Origin of the sequence: Citrobacter enshiensis (assembly GCF_029338175.1) — a bacterium.
Taxonomy (GTDB): domain Bacteria; phylum Pseudomonadota; class Gammaproteobacteria; order Enterobacterales; family Enterobacteriaceae; genus Citrobacter_D; species Citrobacter_D enshiensis.
On sequence record NZ_CP119862.1, the window covers coordinates 3,633,830 to 3,658,703 of the forward strand.

A 24,874-nucleotide genomic window follows, 5' to 3' on the forward strand; every position below is an offset into this window, starting at 1 on the left:
CCGACGATGAAGGAAATAATCTACATGACAAGACGTTACCTAAGAATTCTCCTGGTGGGAAGCCTCTTTAGTCTCAGTGCCTGCGTGCAGCAGAGCGAAGTACGCCAGATGCATCACAGCGTCAGTACGTTGAGTGCAGAAATGACCCAGTTGAACCAGGAAACCATAAAAATAACGCAGCAAAACACGTTGAATGCGAAATCCTCCAGCGGCGTTTACCTGTTACCGGGTTCCAAAACGCCAGCCCGTCTGAACAGCCAGATTGGCACACTGCGCATGTCGCTTATCAATATTGCCCCCAACGCCGACGGTACGCGTCTGACGCTACGTATTCAGGGCGAGTCTAACGATCCCTTGCCGGCATTCAGCGGCACGGTGGAATATGGACAGCTCCAGGGAACGACTGAAAATTATCAGGAAGTGAACGTGCATAATCAGTTGATTAACGCCCCTGCCAGTCTTCTTGCACCCAGCGACATTGATATTCCGTTACAGTTAAAGGGATTGACACCGGACCAGCCAGGTTTCATTCGCATCCACGACATCCAGCCTGTGACGCAATAAACCCCCCAGCGGAACGTTTTGTTCGTTCCGCAACATATCCCTCTTCAGTTTTGTGATTCTCCTTACATGACTCTCACTTTTAGTGAAAATTGGCTACATTCATGAAAGCCAGTACACTCTCATCGCTAAAAGTACGCAAACGTGAACGCAATCGATTACGTGAATGATAGAACTGTGAAACAAGACAGATTTTTGTGAGCAAGGGTTTTTATAATAGGTTCCGCAGAAACACGAAATATTTAGAAACGCAATTTGCGCCTTTTTCACTCCCGTAAGGGATTTTTAAACAGTGGCATACATATGAAAAAAACATTACTTGCAGCCGGTGCAGTGCTGGCGCTCTCGTCGTCTTTCACCGTTAATGCAGCTGAAAACGACAAACCGCAATATCTTTCTGACTGGTGGCACCAGAGCGTAAACGTGGTCGGCAGCTACCACACGCGTTTCGGACCGCAGATCCGTAACGATACCTATCTGGAATATGAAGCTTTCGCGAAAAAAGACTGGTTTGATTTCTACGGTTACGCGGATGCACCGGTATTCTTCGGTGGTAACACCGATGCGAAAGGTATCTGGAACCACGGTTCTCCGCTGTTTATGGAAATTGAACCGCGTTTCTCTATCGATAAGCTGACCAATACTGATCTGAGCTTTGGTCCGTTTAAAGAATGGTACTTCGCGAACAACTATATCTACGACATGGGTCGTAACAAAGATGGTCGCCAGAGCACCTGGTACATGGGTCTGGGTACCGACATCGACACTGGTCTGCCGATGAGCCTGTCCATGAACGTCTATGCGAAATACCAGTGGCAGAACTACGGCGCTGAAAACGAAAACGAGTGGGACGGCTACCGTTTCAAAGTGAAATACTTTGTACCAATCACCCAACTGTGGGGCGGTAACCTGAGCTACATCGGCTTCACCAACTTCGACTGGGGTTCCGATCTGGGCGACAAGAGCCAGTATGCTGAAAATGGTATTAAACAGCGTACTAACGACTCCATCGCGTCAAGCCACATCCTGGCACTGAACTACGATCACTGGCATTACTCTGTCGTTGCCCGTTACTGGCATAACGGTGGTCAATGGAATGACGATGCCGATCTGAACTGGATGAAAGAGAACGTCCGTTCTACCGGTTGGGGTGGATACCTGGTAGTCGGTTATAACTTCTAATCGCGCTAAGTAGCCGGATGGCGGCGCAAATGCCTTATCCGGCCTGCGTGATTATCGTAGGCCCGGCAAGCGAAACGCTACCGGGCAAAAAAAGCACCGAACGAAAATAGCGTCGGTGCTTTTTTTTATTTCTTCTTATCCATCATCGCTTTCAGATCAGCGAACGGATTGTACTTTGCTTCCCCGACATCCTTCTGCGCATCTTCCCCGGCAATGACCGTGGAACCATACAGATCGGCTTCAGTGTATTTTGAATGCTCATGATCGTGGCAGTAGAGGCAAAGCAGTTCCCAGTTACTGCCATCTTCCGGATTATTGGTGTGATCGTGATCCATATGGTGCACCGTCAACTCACGCAGGTTCGAGTAGACAAACTCGCGTGAGCAACGCCCACAGACCCAGGGGAAGAGTTTCAGCGCCTTTTCACGATAGCCGCTTTCCAGCCGCGCATAATTTTTGGGGATTATCGCCATGATGATGAAGTACCAGGGTTAACTATAAGGTCATGTGCAGTTTCCCGCGAAGCTGACTTTTTATCAATCCCGGAGAGAGGACTATTTACGTCCTTTCTTCACATTGCACTTTACGCAAGAAATCACTCAACGAGCGGTTAGCGTCTTCACGGAAACGGCGGTCAAGCGGGGTAATCTGCAGGCAACGGTCAACGCGAAAACAGCGGTAATCTTCACGTCGCTCACACCAGGCAATCAACAGCCAGTGTTCTGCCCAGAAGAACATCCCGAGCGGCTGCACGTCCCGCCAGCTGAGATGTCCGGCTTCATCGCGATAATGCAACGCCAGTACCTGCTGCGCCGACACCGCCTGATGAATGAGATCAAAAGCACTGCGGGAATGCGGCTGCGTACCAAAGTCTGGCGCAAAAATCCTCGTCTGTTCAGCCCGACGGCGGCTCTCTTCCGGCAATATCGCCAGCACCTTCTCCTGCGCGGACTCCAGTTCCCGCGAAAGGGAATCCCCTCCCCATGTTTTCAGCAAACGAATGGCCACCATCAACGCTTCTGATTCGCGGTGCGTTAACATCAGCGGAGGGAGATCAAAGCCTGCCATTAAGCGATACCCGATCCCCGCTTCGCCTTCCACAGGTACGCCTGATAATGAAAGGTCGCGGATATCGCGATAAATTGTCCGCTCGGAAACCTCAAGCCGTTCGGCCAACAGCGCCGCCGTTGTCAGTCGCCTGCCACGCAGGATTTGCACAATCTGAAACAAGCGGTCGGCGCGTCGGGTCATTTTTACTCTCTGTGTTAGCGATGATTACACGGGTTGATGCAGGCCAACACGATTGCCTTCGCTGTCGGTAAACAGCGCAATAGTGCCAATATTCTGCCCCAGGTCGAGCGGCCCGAAGATACACTCACCGCCAGCAGTAGTGACGCGTTCAAGTGATGCCGCCAGATCTGCCGTATGCAGATAAATAATAGCGCCCTGCGTCGATGGCGTAATCCCATCAAATTTTGCCAGTGCGCCCCCGGTCGCCGGTTCGTCATAGGGGAAAACGGCCAGATCGGCACTGTCCATTTTTTCACGGCGTAGCGACATCTGCATCACCGGCTCATAGAACGCAATGGCGCGCTCCATATCCGCAACCGGGATTTCAAACCAATTAATAATGCTTTTCATGATTCCTCCTGCCTGTATGGGTGAGTTCAGGAGAAATCATAAAGCAGGGCTACTGACAGCATACTGTCAGTAGTGATCGCCGTTTTACATTCAGCCGTTCCCATCAGCGAAGGCGGCAACCCGCGGCGATATGAGAAAACTGCGGCCCCATTTTTAGATATCGACGACGCCGACCCCTGCTATATCACATCATTGATTAAAGTTTTGTAAATGTGAATCAGTTGCATTTCCCCATAATTGTCACTGCTACTGATTATCATTTATTGTATGCGCGCCTGAAGAACAGGCTCCTGTTCGGATCACGATTAGTTCCAATTACTCCGGGATAAAAACGATGAATGCTCTGCCCAGCATCAGACTGCACCGAATCACTCTTGCATCAGCTCTGGCTCTCTGTTTCAGCGCCCCCGCGTTGGCCCAGGAAACGTTAACCCTCTACACCACGCGTGAACCAGGCCTGATTCAGCCATTGCTCGATAGCTGGACACAATCCAGCGGCGTAAAAGTGAGCACGGTTTATATTAAGGATGGCATGCTCGAACGCGTAAAAGCGGAGGGTGAAAACTCCCCTGCTGACCTGCTGATGACCGTCGATGCCGGTAATCTCATCGATTTAGTCGAAGCGGGCGTCACACAGCCAGTGCAGTCAGAAGTGCTTAAGGCAGCAATCCCGGCCAATTTACGCGGTGAAGATAATCAGTGGTTTGCGTTGTCTATGCGCGCCCGTGTGCTCTACGCGGATAAATCCCTGCCCATTGATAACTGGCATTACGAACAGCTTTCCAGCCCGGAATACAAAGGCAAAGTGTGTATCCGTTCCGGGCAGCATCCTTATAACACGGCGCTGATTGCCGCCATGATTGCCCACCACGGTGAAGCGAAAACCGAAGAGTGGCTGCGCGGCGTGAAGGCGAACCTGGCGCGTAAAGCCACCGGCGGTGACCGTGACGTCGCCCGGGATATTCTCGGCGGCATTTGTGATATCGGTCTGGCGAACTCCTATTACGTCGGCCACATGAAAAATGCGAAAGAAGGCAGCGATGCGCGCCGCTGGGGTGACGCTATTAAAGTCGTTAAGCCGACCTTTGAGCAAGGCGGCACGCATGTAAATATCAGTGGCGCCGCAGTGGCCCGCTACGCGCCGAATAAAGCAGAAGCCATAAAACTGATGGAATACCTGGTGTCTGCGCCAGCCCAGCAGCTTTACGCCAAAGCAAACTTTGAATATCCGGTGTTGAAAGGCGTCACGCTTGATCCTGTGATCAGCGCGACCATTGGTGAGATTGACGTCGACAAAGTCCCGTTAACTGAAATTGTGAAATACCGTAAACAAGCAAGCCTCCTGGTTGATAAAGTTGGATTCGATCAATAAGTCACTTCATCTGACAACGTTACGCGGCCTGGTTTCCGGGCCGCAGTCGTTATTAACGCCGCTGCATCTTGGCGCGCTGTGTATTGCGCTGGGCGTACTCACCCCTATTGTGGCGCTTCTCTGGCAGGCAACGCAGGCTGACTTCTCCCACTGGGATAATCTCATCACCTTTGTACTGCCCTCAGTACTGAAAAATACCGTGCTGTTGCTGGCGGGGGTGGCGGTGATGGTGGGCGTCATTGGCGTCGGCAGCGCATGGGCGGTCACAGCATGGGACTTCCCCGGGCGCAAGATCCTCAGTTGGGCGCTGCTGCTGCCGCTGGCAATGCCGACCTACATTGTGGCATTCGCGTGGCTCGATTTAATGCATCCCATCGGCCCGCTGCAAACATTCATCCGTTTTTTATTGGGGTTTGACAGCCCGAGACAGTTCCGTCTGCCTGATGTGCGTTCACTGACAGGCGCCATTATTCTGCTCGGTTTAGTGTTGTACCCTTATGTCTACCTGACGACCCGGGCGATGTTTATTAGCCAGCCTGCACACTTGCTGGAGGCTGCCCGTACGCTGGGCTGTGGGGCTGCTGGTACTTTCTTCCGCGTTGCTCTGCCGCTGGCCCGCCCGGCGCTGGCAGTGGGAATCAGTCTGGCGCTACTGGAAACGCTGAACGATATTGGCGCGTCGGAGTTTCTGGGCGTGCAAACCTTAACCGTCACCGTATATACCACCTGGATTTCTCGCTCTGATTTGGCATCCGCTGCGCAAATCGCCTGCATGATGCTGATGTTTATTTTCTGCATACTGACGCTGGAATTTTATGGCCGCAGAAAACAAGGATTTAGCAGCCGCAGCCAACGGGAAATTCAACCCACGCGCGTACACGGCTGGCGAGGATGGCTTCTCGGCGCGATCATTGCGCTGCCGGTGATTCTCGGGTTTCTGGCCCCGGTCCTGTTTTTGGTCTGGGAAAGCCTAAAACGTTTAGGTGAAGAAAATCCGCTGTCCGCCTCGTTACTTTCGGCATTGCAAAACACCCTGTCACTGGCAGCGGGAACCACCCTGGTGGTCGTGTGCGTCAGTTTGATGGTGGCGTGGAGCGCGCGCCATAGCGCCGCTGACAACGCGATGCCTGGATTTCGTCGCGGCGTAATGCGCCTCGCCTCCCTGGGCTACGCGGTTCCGGGGACCATTCTGGCGATTGGATTCCTGACACCGGCGATGGCGGTCGATAAATGGCTGGCGGATTTGCTGGAAATTCGCGGCTTGCCGTTGATGTCTGCGGGCATATTGCTGGTTATCTGCTGTGCAATGCGTTTCCAGGCGATTGCCATCGGTGCACTGGATTCCGGGTTGGGCCGCATCCCCCCTTCCCTTGAACAAGCCTCGCGTTTGTTAGGGGAAAATGGCGCAGGAACGTTTGCCCGGGTTCACTTCCCGTTATTGCGCCCGGCGTTGGTGAGTAGCGCATTGTTAGTCTTTGCCGATGCGATGAAAGAGTTGCCAACGACGCTGCTTTTACGTCCGGTCAACTTCGAGACGCTGGCAACGTTGCTTTATGCAGAAGCCGCTCGCGGAACCTATGAGGAAGGGGCAATTGCCGCCTTAATGATTGTTCTTGCAGGCACACTGCCGGTTATTTTGCTGGTGCGTCATCAACTGACGCGCCGCCACTAAAGGAACGACAATGTCAGAAATTGCATTACGCCTGGAGGATGTGCATGTTGCCTACGGCAACAGCCAGCAATCGGTGCTGAACGGGTTTTCAATGTCCTTGCGTAAAGGTGAACTTGCCTGTCTGCTGGGGGCCTCCGGCTGCGGAAAAACCACCGTGCTACGTGCCGTTGCCGGGTTTGAACGGCTGCGAAGCGGTGAGATTTATGTTTCACAACGACGTGTCGCCGGACCGGGCATACATCTGCCGCCAGAGAAACGTCACGTCGGGATGGTATTTCAGGAATATGCGTTATTCCCCCATCTGACGGCACAACAAAACGTGGCGTTTGGTTTACGACGGATGCCGCGTGAGGCGCAACAGGCCAGAGTGACGGAGCTGCTAAGAATGGTGGAATTGCACAGCCATGCGGGTCGCTATCCCCATGAACTTTCAGGCGGACAACAACAACGCATTGCGTTAGCCCGTGCGCTGGCGCCGCATCCAGACATCCTGCTGCTGGATGAACCCTTTTCCAGCCTGGATAAAAAAACGCGCGAGCGCCTCGGCACAGAGGTTCGGGATATTTTGCGGGACGCGGGGCAAACCGCACTGCTGGTGACGCACAGTGAGCACGAAGCGCAGTTAATGGCTGACCATATTGGTTATGTCCAGATGGGCCAATATCAAAAGAACAGAGACGCACAGTTCAACTGACAGAAACAAAAAAATAGCCCTTTCATCCTGATGGCATAAAAGCGCCATCACGCGCAGGCGGTAACACATCCCCCAGGAACAATGGGTTTCACTTCCGCAAATTCAAACGGATAAGCAAAAAAAATCCCGGTCATTTGACCGGGATTTCTATGACAGCATGAACGTCTGCTTAAGGCAGAATTGACGGCTGATCCGCCCCTTCTTTCTCGACTTTCTGCTGCAGCATGTGCTCGCGCTTCATCCCCAGTTTCAGCGCCAGTGCAGACGCAACGTAGATAGATGAAGCCGTACCGATAGACACACCGATAAGCATGGTCAGCGAGAAGCCTTCCAGTACCGGACCACCGAACAGGAACAGCATCAGGATAACCATCAAAGTGGTACCGGAAGTGATCAAGGTACGGTGCAACGTCTGGGTCAGGGAGACGTTAAAGATCTCGTAAGGCGTGCCGCGACGAATCTTACGGAAGTTTTCACGAATACGGTCCGAGACCACGATGCTGTCGTTCAGCGAGTAGCCGATAACCGACATCAGCGACGCCACGATGGTTAAATCAATCTCAATGTGAAAGAGAGAGAGAATGCCCATGGTGATCACCACGTCGTGCGCAAGAGCGATAACCACCCCCGCCGCCAGACGCCACTCGAAGCGGAAACCAACGTAGACCAGGATGGAGATCAGCGCCGCCAGCAGCGCCATCGCCCCACTCTGCGCCAGATCTGCCCCGACGCTCGGCCCAACAAACTCAATGCGCTTGATTGCCGCGCTCTGATCGGTGGACTGGTTAATGACCTCCAGCACTTTGCTGCCCAACACCTGGCTGCCGCTCTCGGTTTTCACCGGAGGCATGCGCACCATGATGTCGTGGCTGCTACCAAAGTTCTGCACCTGTGGTTCGACGAAGCCCGCTTTTTCAAGCGACGCTCGCATCTGATCCATATCCACTGGTTTTTCCAGCGTGATCTCAATAACCGTACCACCGGTGAAATCCAGCCCCCAGTTAAAGCCGCGCACGCCCATAATCACAATGGCCGCGATCAGCAAAAGACCTGAGATGCCGAAAGCCCAGTAGTCCCAGCGCATAAAGTCCCAGACTTTACGGCCATGGTTCAATTGTTCAACAGTATATTCCTGTGCCACAACGCACTCCTCAGATTGACAGCTTGTTGATGCGTTTGCCGCCATACAACAGGTTTACGATGGCACGCGTACCGACAATTGCGGTAAACATAGACGTTGCTACACCAATACCGGTGGTGATAGCGAAGCCTTTGATTGCGCCGGTGCCGACTGCATACAGGATCAGGACTTTAATCAGCGTAGTGATGTTCGCATCAAAGATGGAACTGAATGCACCCGCATAACCTTCGTTGATCGCCTGCTGCACCGAACGCCCGTTGCTCAACTCTTCTTTGATACGCTCGTTGATCAGTACGTTGGCGTCGACCGCCACCGCAAGGGTTAGCACGATACCCGCAATACCCGGCATACTCAGCGTGGCCCCTGGCAGCAGCGACATAATGCCGACAATCAGTACCAGGTTAGCAATCAGCGCGCTGGTTGCGATCAGACCGAACTTCTTATAGAAGAAGATCATGAACAGAATAGAAACCGCCAGCCCCGCCAGACACGCTTCCAGACCCTGTTTGATGTTCTGCATACCCAGCGTTGGGCCGATGGTACGTTCTTCAACAATCTGAATCGGCGCAATCAGCGCACCGGCACGCAGCAGCAGAGAGAGCTGGCGCGCTTCGTTCGGGTTGTCGATGCCGGTAATACGGAAGCTGTTGCCCAGGCGAGACTGGATGTTGGCGATGTTAATCACCTCTTCCTGCTTCACCAGAACCGAACGACCGTTAGCATCTTTCTTACCGCTGTCTTTGTACTCCACAAACAGGGTCGCCATCGGTTTACCGATGTTGTCCTTGGTGAAGTTAGACATGATGTTGCCACCCGCGCTATCCAGCGAGATGTTAACCTGCGGCTGGTTGTATTCGTCCTGGCTGGAAGTGGAGTCGGTGATATGGTCACCAGTCAGGATCACACGTTTGTACAGCACAACAGGCTGACCTTCGCGGGTCTGTTTCACTTCGGAATCGCCCGGTACACGCCCGGAAGCGGCAGCAGACTGGTCTACGTTGGTGTTGACCAGACGGAACTCCAGGGTCGCGGTGGCGCCCAGAATCTCTTTCGCACGCGCAGTATCCTGAATACCCGGCAGCTCAACGACGATGCGGTCTGCACCCTGACGTTGTACGACAGGCTCAGCAACACCCAGTTGGTTAACACGGTTACGCAGGATATTGATGTTCTGCTGCACCGCGTATTCGCGGGCTTCGCTCAGGCGAGCATCAGTCATTACCGCACGCAGTACATTGCTACCCTGGCTGGTGATCACCAGATCGCGATGGCGGGGCGTCAGATAAGCGATCGCCTCATCGCGGGCCTTGTCATCACGGAACGTAATGCTCAGACCGTATTTGTCTTCTTTGCGTACAGTCGTATAAGGAATGCCTTTATCACGCAGTTCGCTGCGCAGGCTATCGATATTTTGCTCCTGCAGCTTACCCAGTGCGGTGTCCATATCTACTTCCATCAGGAAGTGAACGCCGCCACGCAGGTCGAGACCGAGTTTCATCGGTTCTGCGTGAATAGCAGCCAGCCAACGCGGGGTCGCTGGAGCAAGGTTTAGCGCCACGACGTATTTATCACCCAGCACGCCCACCAGCGCTTCACGTGCGCGCAGTTGAGTGTCGGTGGAGTCGAAGCGCGCAAGAATAGCGCCCTCTTCCAGTGCCACAGACTTAGCAGTAATTTTTTCTTCTTGTAACGTTTTCTGGACCTGGATCAGCGTTTGCTCACTGGCGGCGACACCGCGCGCGCCAGTGATTTGAACAGCCGGATCCTCACCATACAGGTTGGGAAGTGCGTAAAGCAGGCCGACGACAATCACGACGACCAGCATAATGTACTTCCACAAAGGATAACGGTTTAACACGGCAGTTCCCTTTGGGAAAACAATAAATTACAGCGCCTTCATGGTGCCTTTCGGCAGAACGGCAGCTACGAAGTCACGTTTGATAACCACTTCAGTGGTGTCGTTCAGCGCGATAACAATGTAGCCAGACTCAGCTACTTTGGTCACACGACCCACCAGGCCACCATTGGTCAGTACTTCATCGCCTTTCGCAATGGAGCTCATCAGATTTTTGTGTTCTTTGGTACGCTTCTGCTGTGGGCGAAGGATCATGAAGTAGAAAATCAGACCAAACACCACCAGCATCAGAATCAGAGACATCGGGCTGCTCTGCGCCGGAGCACCTGTTGCCGCTACCGCATCAGAAATAAAAAAGCTCATTCAAATTCCCTCATTATTAAAATTAATCAACGTTCAAAGGTGGAACAGGTCGACCCTGGCGTTGGTAAAAATCGGTCACGAAGCTCTCTAATTTACCCTCTTCAATAGCCTTGCGTAAACCCGCCATCAAACGCTGGTAGTAACGAAGGTTATGAATGGTATTGAGTCGCGCGCCCAATATTTCGTTGCAACGGTCAAGATGATGCAAGTAAGCGCGCGAATAATTGCGACAGGTATAGCAATCACACTCGGCATCGAGTGGGCTAGTGTCGCTTTTATGCTTCGCATTACGAATTTTCACCACGCCGTCAGTCACGAACAAGTGACCGTTACGGGCGTTTCGCGTTGGCATCACGCAGTCAAACATATCGATACCACGACGCACGCCTTCAACCAGATCTTCTGGTTTGCCGACGCCCATCAGGTAACGCGGTTTATCCGTCGGGATTTGCGGGCAAACATGCTCCAGAATACGGTGCATATCTTCCTTTGGCTCACCCACAGCCAGACCGCCGACAGCGTAGCCATCAAAGCCGATATCTACCAGACCTTTGACGGAGATATCACGTAAATCTTCGTAAACGCTGCCCTGAATGATGCCAAAAAGCGCATTTTTATTGCCAAGGCCGTCAAAACGGTCACGGCTACGCTTGGCCCAACGCAAAGACATCTCCATGGAGCGTTTAGCATAGTCCCAGTCCGCCGGATAGGGAGTACATTCGTCGAAAATCATCACGATATCGGAACCGAGATCGTATTGAATCTCCATAGACTTTTCAGGATCAAGGAAAATCGGATCGCCATTGATCGGGTTGCGAAAGTGAACGCCTTGTTCGGTGATCTTGCGGATATCGCCCAGACTGAACACCTGGAAACCGCCGGAATCGGTAAGAATCGGGCCTTTCCACTGCATGAAATCGTGCAGGTCGCCATGCAGTTTCATGATTTCCTGACCCGGGCGCAGCCACAGGTGGAAGGTGTTGCCGAGAATAATCTGCGCGCCGGTGGCTTCAACTTCTTCCGGCGTCATCCCTTTGACGGTGCCGTAAGTGCCAACAGGCATAAAAGCAGGCGTTTCCACTACGCCACGATCAAACACCAGGCGGCCGCGACGAGCGCGTCCGTCGGTGGTATCCAGTTCGAATTTCATTTTTTCTCCTGCATCAGAGAAACAGTCTGATGATTACACATTCACCCTGGAATCACTCCACGGTGGCAAAATGGTACGTGAGAGAGCGTTCTCACGGTTGCTCAAAAATAGCCTGCGGATTGTACGTGATAAACATGGCATCACCGTAACTAAAAAATCGATATTCCGCTTTTACTGCTTCGTGATAGGCGTGCATGGTGTGTTTATAACCCGCAAACGCCGAAACCAACATAATCAACGTTGATTCAGGCAGATGGAAGTTAGTCACCAGCGCATCAATCACTTTGTATTGATAACCAGGATAAATAAAAATCTGCGTATCGCCGAAGAACGGTTCGATGAGGCCGTTTTTTGCCGCCTGCGCCGCGCTTTCCAGCGAACGCACGGAAGTCGTACCTACCGCAATCACCCGGTTGCCGCGCGCTTTCGCAGCCAGCACCGCATCCACAACGTCTTGCGGCACTTCGGCGTATTCGGAATGCATGATGTGGTCTTCAATGGTGTCCACACGCACAGGCTGGAACGTCCCGGCGCCAACGTGCAGCGTGACGAACGCCATCTCGATGCCTTTGTCACGCAGTTTGGCGAGCAAAGGATCGTCAAAATGCAGACCTGCGGTTGGCGCGGCAACGGCACCGGGTTTTTCACCGTAAACCGTCTGATACAGCTCACGATCGGCGTCTTCATCCGGACGGTCGATGTACGGCGGCAACGGCATATGGCCGATCGCATTGAGAATATCCAGTACCGGACGTTCGTCGTTAAATTCGACTTCAAACAGCGCGTCATGACGCGCGGTCATGGTGGCCTTGATACTCTCATCATCGCCCAGCAGTAATTCAGCGCCTGGCTTCGGCGCTTTAGAGGCGCGAATATGCGCCAGAATACGCTTGTCATCCAGCATGCGCTCAACCAGCACTTCAATCTTGCCGCCGCTGGCCTTACGACCGAACAGACGCGCCGGGATCACGCGGGTATTGTTAAAGACCAGCAGATCGCCAGGGTTGAGCTTGTCGAGTAAATCGGTGAAAGTACCATGCGTCAGCGCGCCCGTCGGCCCGTCTAATGACAGCAAGCGGCAACTACTGCGCTCAGGCATCGGATAGTGGGCAATCAGGGACTCGGGTAATTCAAAGGAAAAATCGGCAACGCGCATGACACTGACTCTGACTAAAATAAGAGGCGGGTAGTCTAGTGCCGGGGCGCTCTCCCTGCAACCTTTACCCCTCTGGATTAATCACATAATCTATACACAAAATCATTCAAGATGCATCGAGGCGGCAACTGAGTGAGTCCCCAGGAGCTTACACAAGTAAGTGACTGGGGTGAGTGAAGGCAGCCAACAAAGAGGCAGTTTGAAGGATGAAGTGTATATGAATTTTCTTGCTCACTTACACCTGGCGTACCTCGCCGAAAGCTCACTTTCCGGCAATCTGCTGGCCGATTTTGTGCGGGGGAATCCGCAAGCGAACTATGCGCCCGATGTGGTGGACGGTATTTTTATGCATCGTCGCATCGACGTGCTCACCGATAATCTGACGGAAGTGAAAGAGGCAAAAGAGTGGTTTCGCCCCGAAACCCGTCGCGTAGCGCCCATCACGCTCGACGTGATGTGGGATCACTTTCTGTCGCGTCACTGGGCGCAACTCTCCCCGGACTTCCCCTTACAGGCCTTTGTGCGTTACGCCCATGCCCAGGTCGAGATTATTCTGCCGGAATCGCCGCCACGCTTTGTGAATCTGAATAACTATCTGTGGTCAGAAAAGTGGCTGGAGCGTTACAGTGAAATGGATTTCATACAGGATGTCCTGAACGGAATGGCCAGTCGTCGCCCCCGCCTTGATGCCCTTCGCGACTCCTGGTATGACCTGGATACCCACTACGATGCCCTGGAAGCGCGTTTCTGGCAGTTTTATCCACGCATGATGGCGCTGGCCAGGCAGAAAACGCTCTGATACCTGTTGGTATCCGTAGGTCGGATAAGGCGAAGCCGCCATCCGGCAATTTGCCCACGGCCACTTACCGGCCCTGCTGGGATATTGATAGGTAAAAGCTCACTGAACGATTGTCAGCGCCTCTTTGTCTTATTGCCGAACACTCTCTATACTGGCCCGCGTTGCGTTCCAAAAAACCCTTAACTTTGCAGGAGAATTATATGGTACTGGTTACTCGTCAGGCTCCGGATTTCACAGCAGCTGCGGTACTGGGTAGCGGTGAGATTGTTGAAAACTTCAACTTCAAACAGCACACCAACGGTAAAACAACCGTTCTGTTCTTCTGGCCGATGGATTTCACCTTCGTTTGCCCATCAGAACTGATCGCGTTCGACAAACGTTACGAAGAATTCCAGAAGCGCGGCGTTGAAGTGGTTGGCGTTTCTTTTGACTCTGAATTTGTCCACAACGCATGGCGTAACACCCCTGTCGACAAAGGCGGCATCGGTGCAGTGAAATACGCAATGGTTGCTGACATCAAACGCGAAATCCAGAAAGCCTACGGCATCGAGCACCCGGAAGCAGGCGTGGCGCTGCGTGGTTCTTTCCTGATCGACGCGAACGGCGTTGTTCGCCATCAGGTGGTTAACGACCTGCCGCTGGGTCGTAACATCGACGAAATGCTGCGTATGGTTGACGCGCTGCAGTTCCACGAAGAGCACGGTGATGTTTGCCCGGCGCAGTGGGAAAAAGGGAAAGAAGGTATGAACGCCTCTCCGGACGGCGTTGCAAAATACCTGACCGAAAACGTCTCCAGCCTGTAATTGGCATGAATTAAGAAAAGGCTCGCCACGGCGAGCCTTTTTTATTGTGTTACGCCGCGCCGCCCTTCTTCACTTCACGCCAGATTCGCCACACCATCGTCAGCAGAACCGCCACGCCAAGAATTAACGCTCCCCAGACCAGCAATGTTTTCCACAGCCGCTGTTGTTCAGCCGCTGAGGTCGCCGTTAACCGCGCCTCGCCCCCCAGAATCACGCGGGTATGCGGGAAAACCCTCGGCAGAGCGTCAATCTTCTGCCTTTCACGCAATGCTTTCGGGATCAGCATATCCATGCTGACATCCGCCTTGACTGCCGCCCCGTTTCCCCACGCCAGCATGTAAGGACTTGTCCCCTGGGCATTGAAAATCACCTGATAGCTGTCACGAACGCCTCTCACCACCGGGAGTGTCTCCGGCAATTTGGCATTCAGGGTGGTCATGCGAACCGCCTCGACCAACTCACCAGAGAGGGGAATACTGTCAGAAAACTGCCCATCCAGCCAAAAGAGTACCGTCTTGCTCAACGGTCGCCATGCCGCTTTTTCGCTGCTGCGCCACTCCAGCTCGACAGGTAAAATCCCTTTATCGTCCAGAATGATGTCCAGCGCCGTCAGCGGTTGGGGATGATCCCATCGCCAGATAGCCTCAGTAGGCGAAACTTTACTGCCACGGGCATTCAGCAAGACGCGCTCGGCGGCAGGTGGGTTTGTGTCGGTGAGTGCGCTTACGCCGTTCAGCACCAACGCCGGGCTTTGCGAATCCAGGATCACCAGCAGATAAGCGATGCCATCCGTTGACAGCGTGATGTCTGCACGGAGGGTGTCGATTTTCAGTCGATCATCGCCACGTTTCAGATCCATAAGCTGCGAGGCATCCTGAAGCTCATCCCAACGATGTAAGTCACGACTGTAATACACCGAGGCTTTCCCCTGCCAGTTTTCCGCGGGATCGCGCCAGTCCAGGCGCAACCGGGAAACCTGCAGGGATTCCACCCCATTTTCCGGCAGCGTCAGCAGAAAACTTTGCCCTATCGCTTTGGCATCTTCGCTCTCAAAATGGATTTCCAGCCCGCTTTTCGAACGCAGCAGAACCGTCTGCGTGCCGCTATCGTCATTCGGTTTCACCGGGACAGGTGATGCATCAAACGCAAAGAGTCGAAGCGGAACGGCTTTTGGCTCCGTGGCCTGCGATTTCTGCACCTCAAGCGCGAAAGGCACCACGTCGCCCTGGCGGTTAAACACGCGCACATCGCGTAAATCCGGCCAGGCGCTGGTGGCATAGACCTCCATTGGGAGCGGAACGCGATACCAGGGCGATTCTCCGTGTGTCTCCAGCGTCATCCCCACCGCGTAATCCTGTGGCGTCTCCGGTGCCTCGTCGCGGCTGAACGCCGGAAACGTCATCCCTACCAGGACGCTCCATAATACCCCTTTCATCCCGTTCATTTTTCGTCTCCTGCCCTGGGCGGTAACGGTGAGAAGTACCCCACGATTAATACCAGAATCGCCACGCCAATAAAGGCGACGGCGCGTGCTAACCCGCCGCCATTCGCACTGTCCACCAGCATCAGTTTAATGATAACGATGCCCAGAAAGGCCGCGCCACAAAACCATTCCCGTCGCGAACCACGTCGCGTTGCGCGAATCATGACAATTAGCGCCGTGAGCATCCAGAACAGGGCAAAACAGGTCTGGATCAAACGCGAATGCCACAACGCATCACTGCTCCACACGACGTCGCCATACCACGACAGCGCGCGCATCAGCGCCCCATTCAGCCACCAAAATGCCAGCGCCGCCAGCGCAACAGGTCCCCACGAACGGTACGCCGCAAGCGGCGCAGGTAATACGCGAAGAGAGAAACGAACAAGAATATACAGCCCCAACAACGCGAAGGCCGCCCCCTCTTCAAGCGGGTTAACCCCAGGAATGTAACGCTGATGGAGAACCACGCCATCTTCCAGGTTAGCCAACAGCAGATACAACAGCAAAATAACGGCCAACGGCGCTAATGCGATAGCGCCATACAGAACAGGCCAGTTCGCGAACGGCCACAGTTTGCGGCGAAGCGCCGTATGTACCAGCAGGATAACGATCCCGCCCGCCGCCATCATCAGGCCGCTGCGCCAGGCGTCCATTCCCCACGGCAATGCCTGCGTAAACCAGAATAATTCCATGGCTAACGCCAACAAGCTCATCCAGAACAGAGAAAGATGCAGCGCCTGCGAGAGCCGTGGCAACAAACGTGGACTATCGCGATACAGCATGAGCACCGCGCAAGGCAATGCCACGCACCACGCCAGATTTTGCCAGCCAGCGGCAAAAATCTGCTTTAGATCTATTTGATAAATCAGCAATAACAGCATGGCGGGCCACAGCAGCCACTGGCTGTACCCCAGCTCTCGCCATGCGAACCGCCCGCTCAGATAACGCCAAAGCGCGCAAGATACGGTCATCAGCGCCAGCGCGCCAAACCATTCAGAACCTGAGTCTTCAAGCGCCAGTTGTGATGCGCCCACAATGGCGACGATCCAGAATGCCACGCCCCCTGCCAGCAGCGCCCAACTGATCTGCACCTTTTCACTACGCCACAGCCACGCCCCAGCCAGCCAACACAGACTCAGCACCGAGAAGATCATCATCACTGATAGCGCCGCAGCATTTTCTGCCAGCGCCCAGCCCCCGCTGACCACCGCCAGCAGCATCAATGCGGTGCCGCTGTAGCTCATCCGCCGCTGTTGTTGCTGAATGCCCAGCCACAACACGCCCAGTCCTTCGAGCGCCCAGGCCATTGCCGTCCAGCGTGCGGAAAGCGCCAGCGGGATGGCCAGCGTAGCAAATGCCCCGCCAAGCGCCAGCGCCGCCAGCGCCAGTGGACGCCCCATCGACGGAAAACGGCGTAATGCCAGCCATGCCAGCACCATGTAGAAACCGCCAAATCCCAGCGCGCTGAGGGCCGGGCCGTATTCCAGATGCTGGGTCATGGCATACTGCATGCCAAATCCAATCACCGGAGGCGCAAACACCAGCACGCCGTCAATAATACGCTTGCCCTTCTCCTGCGCCCGCAGCGAGAGCGCCACGCTCAACACGCCAAAAATGAGGATGTTGGCAATCAGGAAAAGCTGGCAATTGAGCCAGTACTCAGGCCGGTAATTACTCAGCCCCCACAGCCCACCGACTCCAAAGGTAAACAGCAGCCCCAGCAGATTGAGCTCACGCCAGTGCTGCCAGATGCTGATGGCGAGAATGCCGAGCGAAAGCAGGAGGTAAAACGAGAACAACGCGACATAGTTGCCGCTCCCGGTGGAAAGCAACAGCGGGGCAAGATAGCCGCCGATACTTGCCAGCATCGCCAGACTCAGCGCTTTTTGCAAAATCGCGAGCCCCACGCTTGCCGCGCAAATTAGCACCAGCAGTGCAAAAGCCAGCGTGAGCGGCAACATTTGCCACAGCCGGAATGCGCCAAAGACAGTCAAATAAAGCGCGCCAGTCGCCCCCCCTTGCAGAATTAAGGCATAGACGGGCTGTTTGTGCCGCAAGCGCCAACCCACCGCGAGCAACACCACGGCAAACAGCGCCGCCGCCACAAGGCGCAGCTCAAGGGGAAACAGGGAATGTTCAACCGTATACCGCAGCAGGAATGATAAACCGAAGAAGAGCAGCAAGATCCCCAGTTTGGCCAGCGGATTTCCCTGCATAAACCAGCGTGCCAGTGAAGAGAAAACGCCGCCAAAGGCAGAGGGTTTCTGCGGTTTCACAGGCGGCGCGTCGACTTTTTCAGGCATGACGATGGAGAGTTGAGGACGTTCAACCCCTGACGCGACGGCGGTAACCACAGACTCTGATATCGGCTCCACGGGGATAACAGGCTCAGGTGTCGCCTGTTGAACCGGCGCAGTGCCCGCGCCACGTTGTTCAAGTTCCTCAACCCGTCGGCGCAGAATGGAGAGTTCATAACGGAGCACGGAGGTGCGATTCAGCGCGACAATCGCCAATATCGGCACCACCAGTCCAAAAAATAGAGCAATGCAGCCAAGGATTACAAAATCATCCATGTTTCCACCTTCACTGTACAAGACGCGCGTAGATTGGCACACAATGTTGCATTTGTGCCATCCCTGTAAGCTCAATGAAAACAATTCTAGAAAAGATCGGCGGGTTTTGCCGGATGAACGTGAGCGCCATCCGGCATGTCGAACATCAAAATGCGAAGCAGGAACAGCCGAGCGCCCCCCAGAAGGCCTGGTCATCTGACACCGGGATCCCCGATTTGCGCGCGATATCGTGCTGATGCCCATGAACGCCACAGCTGCCACAACACTGGTGCATCTGGACAATGGCCCCCACTTTAGCGGCGGCGGACGGCGCGGAACGGTAGTGGCCTGGGACGTTTACCACCGGCGACCAGTCAGGAACCACCGGGATCGCCGGTGGCGCCAGCGGCGTGAAATGTCCCGCGGCGTAGACCACTTTGCCATCGACAACCGTCATCACCGACTCAATCCCTTTGATCTCCTCTTCCGCCACGCTGAAGTAATCTTTCGACAGCACCACCAGGTCGGCGAGCTGTCCCTGTTCAATCCGCCCTTTTTTCCCCTGCTCACTGGAAAACCACGCGCTGCCCGCCGTCCACAACTCCAGCGCCACGTCACGCGGCAGACGGTTGTTATCGTCATACATTGCCGTCCCCCCGACGGTACGCCCGGAAACCAGCCAGTACAGCGCCGTCCACGGGTTGTAGCTGGCAACACGCGTGGCGTCAGTACCGAGTCCGACAGGAACGTCCGCCGCCAGCATTTTTGCGACCGGTGGCGTGTGTTTCACCGCCTCTTTGCCATAGCGATCGATAAAATACTCGCCCTGGAAGGCCATCCGGTGCTGTACGGCAATCCCACCACCGAGCGCTTTTACACGGTCGATGTTGCGTTCGGTGATGGTCTCCGCATGGTCGAAGAACCAGTGTAATCCGTTGAACGGAATGTCGCGGTTGACCTTCTCAAAGACATCCAGCATGCGGCTGATGGATTCGTCGTAGGTGGCATGCAGGCGGAATGGCCAGCGATGTTCGACAAGATGGCGCACCACGCGCTCCAGCTCATCTTCCATTCCTTCAGGCAGGTCCGGGCGCGGTTGCAGAAAGTCTTCGAAATCCGCCGCCGAAAAGACCAGCATTTCCCCTGCGCCGTTAGCGCGATAAAAATCGGTCCCTTGCCCCGGTTTGAGCATGTCAGTCCAGCGCTCAAAGTCCCCCAGCTCTTGCTTCGGCCGTTGGGTAAACAGGTTGTAGGCAATGCGTATCGTCATCTGATTGTTGGTGTGCAACTGCTCAATAATCTCGTAATCTTCCGGGTAGTTCTGGAAGCCGCCGCCCGCGTCGATGGCGCTGGTCAATCCCAGACGGTTCAGCTCGCGCATAAACTGTCGGGTCGAGTTTACCTGCATCTCCAGCGGTAACTTTGGCCCTTTCGCCAGCGTCGAGTACAGGATCATGGCGTTCGGTTTGGCGATCAGCATCCCGGTTGGGTTGCCGTTGCTGTCGCGGACAATCTCACCGCCGACCGGGTCCGGCGTCGCTTTGGTATAGCCCACCGCTTTCAACGCTGCCCGATTGAGCAGCGCGCGATCGTAAAGATGCAGCACAAACACCGGTGTATCCGGCGCCGCGTCGTTCAGTTCTTCCAGTGTCGGCATGCGGCGTTCAGCAAACTGAAACTCACTCCAGCCCCCCACCACGCGAACCCATTGCGGTGATGGCGTTCGATCCGCCTGATCTTTTAACATACGCAGCGCGTCCGCCAATGACGGCACGCCTTCCCAGCGTAATTCCAGATTGTAATTGAGGCCGCCGCGAATCAAATGCAGGTGGGAGTCGTTTAAACCGGGGATCACCGTGTGACCTTTTAGATCAACAATTTGTGTCCCGTCAGCGGCAAAGCTCATGATCCTGTCATGAGTACCGGTCGCCAGAATTTTTCCGTCTTTGATCGCCACGGCTTCCGCCTGTGGGTATTGCCGATCAAGGGTATGGATTTTTCCGTGCGTCAGAATAAGTGTGGCAGTTTGAGACATAACAATCTCCTGAAAAACCGATCAGGCTTTTTTCAGCCATCCGGCAAACAGACGGGTTACGATGGGCATCCAGAGCCAGACCACCAGCGCAACCACACAGGCATCATTAATCAGATGCAATAGCATTGACCCCTTCAGTGCGGGAAGGATCATGCCGGTTATCCACGGCACCAGATTGGTGCTGGGAAAAATAACCAGCAGGGTTATCAGAAACTGTTTCCAGCGCAGCGGCTGGCGGACGTGGGGCGCTGGTGGCGTAAACCAGAACGCCGCTTCGGTGCGGACTTCTGTTTTATCACCTTCCGCCAGCAGCGGGGCTATTTCCTCCACCAGTACCCGACGCGTATCCGACTGGGTCCAGTTGTAGAGATGCTCCAGGGTGTCGAAACGAATAATAATGTTCCACAGAGTTTGTCCGTCAGCGGGACGAATAACGTTGGCCCCCAGATGCCCGGGAAACTCCGCCGCCACCGGCATAATTTTCCCCAGCCATTGCTCATAGCGCTCCGCCTGGTTGGGCTGCAATGTATGCGTAATGACCAGCGTCACGTGTTTATTTTGTTGCGCCATGGAAGGTTCCTTGCACAAGGAGAATGGCGGGATTACCCCGCCATTGGCATTACGCTTTGCGTTCAGGCGCGCCATGCACCAGGGTGTAGGCGTAATCCACGCCCATACCGTAGGCGCCGCTGTGTTCGCGCACCAGATCCATGACGGCGTCATAGGTTTCTTTACGGGACCAGTCGCGCTGGTATTCCAGTAACACCTGCTGCCAGGTTACGGGAACCGCGCCTGCCTGCACCATGCGGTCAATCGAACGCTCATGCGCGTCAACAGAAGTACCGCCGGAGGTGTCGGTGACCACATACACTTCGTAACCCGCTTCCAGCGCCATCAACGCCGGGAATGTCAGGCACACTTCAGTCCACAACGCAGAGATAATCAATTTCTTACGACCGGTCGCTTCTACCGCTTTTACAAACGCCGCATCTTCCCATGAATTCATTGAGGTACGTTCAATGGGTTTCACATCAGGATGCACCGCCAGTAATTCTGGCCAGATATAACCGCTAAAACTTTTCGTTTCAACAGAAGTATAAATGACCGGAACTTTAAATATTTTCCCGGCTTTCGCTAACGCAACGGTATTATTTTTCAGGGCTTGACGATCAATATTTGCCACACCAAATGACATTTGCGGCTGATGGTCAATAAAAATAAGCGTAGAATTCTCAGGATTAATGAGTTCCCGAATAGACATATCACACCTTCTTAATCAATGAGTTAAAAGGTGACGGTCTGTATCTTCCGTCAGTAGTAAGATCCTGAATCAGAAAGCCTGTTGAGTATAGCGGGAAATTTCTAATGAGTTATTAAAGAAAACTTACCATTCAGTGACAATAATAATTTCGTATTGAGTAATATCGCAGACATCATCAAAAAATTTACAGATTCCGCTCTAAAATATTAACTGGTATTGTTTTTCTCTATTCGGTACAACTGAGTTGTTTAATTTTCAGGATATTTTCAGCCCATGCGAATCAATCTGGACGTTTTGCTTATCCTCGACGCACTCGACAAACATGGCTCGTTTGCCGCCGCGGCCGAATCACTTTTTAAAACCCCGGCGGCGCTCAGCTACATGATTCAGAAGCTTGAAAATGATCTGAATATTGAGCTACTCGACCGTTCCGGTCACCGGGCGAAATTTACCGACACCGGACGGATGATGCTGGAAAAGGGACGATTACTGCTCAGTGCGGCAAAAGACCTGGAAAAGCAGGCTGTTCAGTTAAGTTCTGGCTGGGAAAAAGAGCTGGCTATCGCGCTCGACGATTCGTTTCCTTTTGAGGTGTTACTCCCGCTCATCGAGGAGTTCGACGCGCTCAACAAGCAAACGCGCCTCAACTTTACCCATCATACGCTGGCGGGCTCCTGGGAGGAGCTAACGCATAATGGCGCGGATATTATTCTTGGGGCCATCAATGAGCCACCCACCTCTGCCGCATGGTCGTACAAAATGCTTGGCACGCTGGATAATGTGTTTGTCGTCGCCCCTTCGCACCCCCTGGCAAGCGCGTCGGATCCGTTGACCAATGAGCAACTCTGCCTGCATCGGGCGGAGGTGATCAGCGACAGTGCCCGCTATTGTCAGCCGTTACAATCTAATTTGATGGATGAACAGGCGCAAATTCGCGTCGACAGTTTTAGCAGTAAAGTCACGCTGTTACGTGCGGGCATCGGCTGCGGATTCCTCCCCCGGCATATCGCCAGACCGTGGCTGACCAGTGGGGAGCTGGTGGAAAAATCCGTGATTTCATTTCGTGAAAAGGACGTTGCCTACATGGCATGGCGCAATCACAGCGACGGTCTTGCGCAGCGCTGGTGGCGTGAAGCGTTACTCACCAGCACTGAAATCGCAAAACTGTATCAGTGACTGACCCACACAGAGGCTGAAATGGCCGGCAGGCTGAGAATATCCTCCGCAAGCTGGCCTTTCCCTTCATGGCATTGCCATTGCGTCACATTGAGCAGCGGCGAATCGGCTAACACCACTTCGCATGCCTCGCCCCGGTTAATCGCCACCAGCACCCGCTGCTGATGTAAGACCCGGACAAAGACCACCACATTCTCTTCGGCATAAATGACCTGGCAGCCGCCATGACGTAGCGCTTGGCTGCGATGGCGCAGTTTCGCCAGCCGTTGATACAATGCCAGTAATTCACCATCCTGTTTTTCTGCCTGCCACGGGAAGGGTTTACGGCAGAACGGATCGTTATTGCCGTCCAGACCCACTTCATCGCCGTAATAGATACAGGGGACCCCAGGCCAGGTAAATAACCAGACCACCGCCAACGGTAAGCGCGCTACGTCCTTACCTAACAGAGACTTAAAGCGGGCGGTATCGTGACTGTCCAGCTGATTAAACATGCGCAACTGCTGTTGGTGCGACAGACTGGCGCGATAGTTGTCCATCCATGCCATACAGGTCTGGGCATCGATATGCTGCGGATCGTAAGAGATGTCGGTATTGGCGAGAAATCCCCAGAGCGGAAAGGTAAAACCGCGATAGTTCATCGCCGCATCTTCGGCATCGACCTGTAACCACTGGCGCGCATCGCCAAAGTGCTCTCCAACAATATAGGCCTCTGGCTGCGTCTCTTTTGCCGCCTGCGTAATACCGGCGACGTGCTGAAGGTTATTACGCGCGCCGCCACCTTCACCCAGCATATGCACCACATCCAGACGCCAGCCATCCATATTCCACGGCGCTTTAAGCCAGTGCCGAACAATACTGTCCTCGCCCCGGTAAATTTCATTCACCAGCGCTTCTGACTGAAAATCCAGCTTCGGCAAACTCGGATACCCCAGCCAGCCCTGCGCCACGCCATCTTCAGAGAAGTGATACCAGTCGCGCCACGGCGACTCCGGATTGTGGCAGGCACCGCCGGTTCCCCGATTATGCCTGTCAAACCAGGCATGCGAGTCGCCGCTGTGGTTAAACACGCCATCCAGTACCAGCCGCATGCCGTGGCGCTGCGTATTATGCCGCAGCCGCAGCAACGCCTGATCGCCGCCAAACTGCGGATCAACATGACGATAATCTTCGGTGTCGTATTTATGTACGCTCGGTGCGGTAAAGACAGGATTCAGGTACAGCGCCGTCACGCCCAGTTTTTTCAGGTACGGCAGCTTTTCACTAATGCCGTCCAGATCGCCGCCATAGAACGTGGATCCCCCCGCCTGCGCGGTGATCGGGGAGTCCCAGTCATTCAGCACGATATCCTGCCCGGCGGCATGATGATAATAGACATTGTCCTGATCCGCCCCGCGCGGCTGACTGCGGGCGAAACGATCGGGGAATATCTGATAAAAAATCTGATCGGCGACCCACTGCGGCCCCGTATCGGGAGCGTCTATCGCGAACTGTTCCAGGCGTGCGGGCGGGAAGCGGCTAAACCCTTGCGGGGTAAACCAGCACTGACGATCGTGCCAGAGCAGTTTAAAACTGTAGCGGCGACGGGGTTGTCCGCCAGAGAGATCAATCGCCGCGCGCCAGGCCGTGACGCCGGGCTGTGGCTGCGTGCGAAGCGGGTGCATGACCAGCGAAATTTCTTCGTTGTCATTCTCTGCGCGTAGCGTTACGCGTTGAGGAGGATTTTCCCCGCGCAACCATAACGTAATGGCCAGTTTATCTTTGTTTTGCTTAACAAATGGGGCAACCGGAAGGTGCCAGGCGTTCAACATCACGTATCCCCTTTGATGAAAATAAAGTCACCTTGCCATAGCGCAATGCCGGATAACTCATCATCTTACTGTTTATTGGGGGAGGAGCCAGGGGGAGGAGATTTCGCCGCACGGCGCACGCGTATCCGGCCTACCTGCTCACAAGTAGGCCGGATACGGTATAGCCG

At 54.3% G+C, this 24,874-nt stretch carries 22 protein-coding genes; 8 read left to right on the forward strand and 14 right to left on the reverse strand.

From position 1 onward, the window contains the following. Nucleotides 1-24 precede the first annotated feature (24 nt). On the forward strand, nt 25-564 hold the full coding sequence (locus P2W74_RS17430) for a SadB/YajI family lipoprotein (protein ID WP_192611358.1): 540 nt from the start codon (nt 25-27) through the stop codon (nt 562-564). Nucleotides 565-864: 300 nt separating this feature from the next. Further along, entirely contained in the window at nt 865-1,743 is an 879-nt protein-coding gene (locus P2W74_RS17435; RefSeq protein ID WP_276292596.1) for a nucleoside-specific channel-forming protein Tsx, read from the forward strand. A 125-nt stretch (nt 1,744-1,868) separates the two neighbouring features. Here P2W74_RS17435 and yajD read toward each other — a convergent pair whose 3' ends face one another. From yajD to P2W74_RS17450, 3 genes are all read right to left on the reverse strand, one after another. Beyond that, complete coding sequence (yajD, locus tag P2W74_RS17440) at nt 1,869-2,216, reverse strand: HNH nuclease YajD (protein ID WP_192611356.1); 348 nt, start codon at nt 2,214-2,216, stop codon at nt 1,869-1,871. Nucleotides 2,217-2,301: 85 nt separating this feature from the next. Continuing rightward, nucleotides 2,302-2,994: a helix-turn-helix transcriptional regulator gene (locus P2W74_RS17445; RefSeq protein WP_276292597.1), complete on the reverse strand. Its 693-nt coding sequence runs from the start codon at nt 2,992-2,994 to the stop codon at nt 2,302-2,304. A 24-nt stretch (nt 2,995-3,018) separates the two neighbouring features. Continuing rightward, nucleotides 3,019-3,384 (reverse strand): VOC family protein, encoded by a 366-nt coding sequence (locus P2W74_RS17450; RefSeq protein ID WP_276292598.1) that lies wholly within the window; start codon nt 3,382-3,384, stop codon nt 3,019-3,021. 334 nt (nt 3,385-3,718) lie between these two features. Here P2W74_RS17450 and P2W74_RS17455 point away from each other — a divergent pair, with 334 nt between their 5' ends. From P2W74_RS17455 to P2W74_RS17465, 3 genes are read left to right on the forward strand one after another with little or no spacing between them, the layout of a single operon-like run. Continuing rightward, a complete protein-coding gene (locus P2W74_RS17455; RefSeq protein ID WP_276292599.1) occupies nt 3,719-4,756 on the forward strand; it encodes an extracellular solute-binding protein in 1,038 nt (345 codons plus the stop codon). Continuing rightward, nucleotides 4,740-6,428 (forward strand): ABC transporter permease, encoded by a 1,689-nt coding sequence (locus P2W74_RS17460; RefSeq protein WP_276292600.1) that lies wholly within the window; start codon nt 4,740-4,742, stop codon nt 6,426-6,428. The genes P2W74_RS17455 and P2W74_RS17460 overlap by 17 nt, the downstream gene beginning before the upstream one ends. Nucleotides 6,429-6,438: 10 nt before the next feature. Next, nucleotides 6,439-7,122, forward strand: a complete 684-nt coding sequence (locus P2W74_RS17465) for an ABC transporter ATP-binding protein (RefSeq protein WP_203358687.1) — start codon at nt 6,439-6,441, stop codon at nt 7,120-7,122. Nucleotides 7,123-7,291: 169 nt separating this feature from the next. Here P2W74_RS17465 and secF read toward each other — a convergent pair whose 3' ends face one another. From secF to queA, 5 genes are all read right to left on the reverse strand, one after another. Continuing rightward, nucleotides 7,292-8,263 (reverse strand): protein translocase subunit SecF, encoded by a 972-nt coding sequence (gene secF / locus P2W74_RS17470; RefSeq protein ID WP_276292601.1) that lies wholly within the window; start codon nt 8,261-8,263, stop codon nt 7,292-7,294. Between the two features lie 10 nt (nt 8,264-8,273). Beyond that, nucleotides 8,274-10,121 carry a protein translocase subunit SecD gene (gene secD, locus P2W74_RS17475; protein ID WP_276292602.1) on the reverse strand — a complete coding sequence of 616 codons (1,848 nt, stop codon included), beginning with the start codon at nt 10,119-10,121 and terminating at the stop codon, nt 8,274-8,276. 27 nt (nt 10,122-10,148) lie between these two features. Beyond that, nucleotides 10,149-10,481 (reverse strand): preprotein translocase subunit YajC, encoded by a 333-nt coding sequence (gene yajC / locus P2W74_RS17480; RefSeq protein WP_203358689.1) that lies wholly within the window; start codon nt 10,479-10,481, stop codon nt 10,149-10,151. A gap of 22 nt (nt 10,482-10,503) precedes the next feature. After that, a complete protein-coding gene (gene tgt, locus P2W74_RS17485) occupies nt 10,504-11,631 on the reverse strand; it encodes a tRNA guanosine(34) transglycosylase Tgt (protein ID WP_276292603.1) in 1,128 nt (375 codons plus the stop codon). 91 nt (nt 11,632-11,722) lie between these two features. Continuing rightward, a complete protein-coding gene (gene queA / locus P2W74_RS17490) occupies nt 11,723-12,787 on the reverse strand; it encodes a tRNA preQ1(34) S-adenosylmethionine ribosyltransferase-isomerase QueA (RefSeq protein WP_276292604.1) in 1,065 nt (354 codons plus the stop codon). A 217-nt stretch (nt 12,788-13,004) separates the two neighbouring features. Between queA and acpH the strand changes: the two genes are divergently transcribed. Beyond that, nucleotides 13,005-13,586, forward strand: coding sequence for an ACP phosphodiesterase (gene acpH, locus P2W74_RS17495; RefSeq protein ID WP_276292605.1), 582 nt, complete (start codon nt 13,005-13,007; stop codon nt 13,584-13,586). Between the two features lie 200 nt (nt 13,587-13,786). Further along, nucleotides 13,787-14,389, forward strand: coding sequence for a peroxiredoxin (locus P2W74_RS17500; protein ID WP_003021524.1), 603 nt, complete (start codon nt 13,787-13,789; stop codon nt 14,387-14,389). A gap of 49 nt (nt 14,390-14,438) precedes the next feature. Here P2W74_RS17500 and P2W74_RS17505 read toward each other — a convergent pair whose 3' ends face one another. The 5 genes from P2W74_RS17505 to P2W74_RS17525 form a co-directional block, all read right to left on the reverse strand. Beyond that, nucleotides 14,439-15,833: a DUF3999 domain-containing protein gene (locus P2W74_RS17505; protein ID WP_276292606.1), complete on the reverse strand. Its 1,395-nt coding sequence runs from the start codon at nt 15,831-15,833 to the stop codon at nt 14,439-14,441. Continuing rightward, nucleotides 15,830-18,445, reverse strand: coding sequence for a DUF2339 domain-containing protein (locus P2W74_RS17510; protein WP_276292607.1), 2,616 nt, complete (start codon nt 18,443-18,445; stop codon nt 15,830-15,832). Before P2W74_RS17510 ends, P2W74_RS17505 begins: the two co-directional genes overlap by 4 nt. 145 nt (nt 18,446-18,590) lie before the next feature. Next, on the reverse strand, nt 18,591-20,459 hold the full coding sequence (locus tag P2W74_RS17515; protein ID WP_276292608.1) for an amidohydrolase: 1,869 nt from the start codon (nt 20,457-20,459) through the stop codon (nt 18,591-18,593). 21 nt (nt 20,460-20,480) lie between these two features. After that, nucleotides 20,481-21,029: an antibiotic biosynthesis monooxygenase gene (locus P2W74_RS17520; RefSeq protein WP_203358696.1), complete on the reverse strand. Its 549-nt coding sequence runs from the start codon at nt 21,027-21,029 to the stop codon at nt 20,481-20,483. A 49-nt stretch (nt 21,030-21,078) separates the two neighbouring features. Beyond that, nucleotides 21,079-21,720, reverse strand: a complete 642-nt coding sequence (locus P2W74_RS17525; RefSeq protein ID WP_276292609.1) for a hydrolase — start codon at nt 21,718-21,720, stop codon at nt 21,079-21,081. 273 nt (nt 21,721-21,993) lie between these two features. On the opposite strand from P2W74_RS17525, the gene P2W74_RS17530 reads away from it, so the two are divergent. Then, complete coding sequence (locus P2W74_RS17530; RefSeq protein WP_276292610.1) at nt 21,994-22,896, forward strand: LysR family transcriptional regulator; 903 nt, start codon at nt 21,994-21,996, stop codon at nt 22,894-22,896. Here P2W74_RS17530 and malZ read toward each other — a convergent pair. Next, nucleotides 22,890-24,707, reverse strand: coding sequence for a maltodextrin glucosidase (gene malZ, locus P2W74_RS17535; RefSeq protein ID WP_276292611.1), 1,818 nt, complete (start codon nt 24,705-24,707; stop codon nt 22,890-22,892). The two genes, P2W74_RS17530 and malZ, sit on opposite strands and share 7 nt — an antisense overlap. Nucleotides 24,708-24,874: the final 167 nt, after the last annotated feature.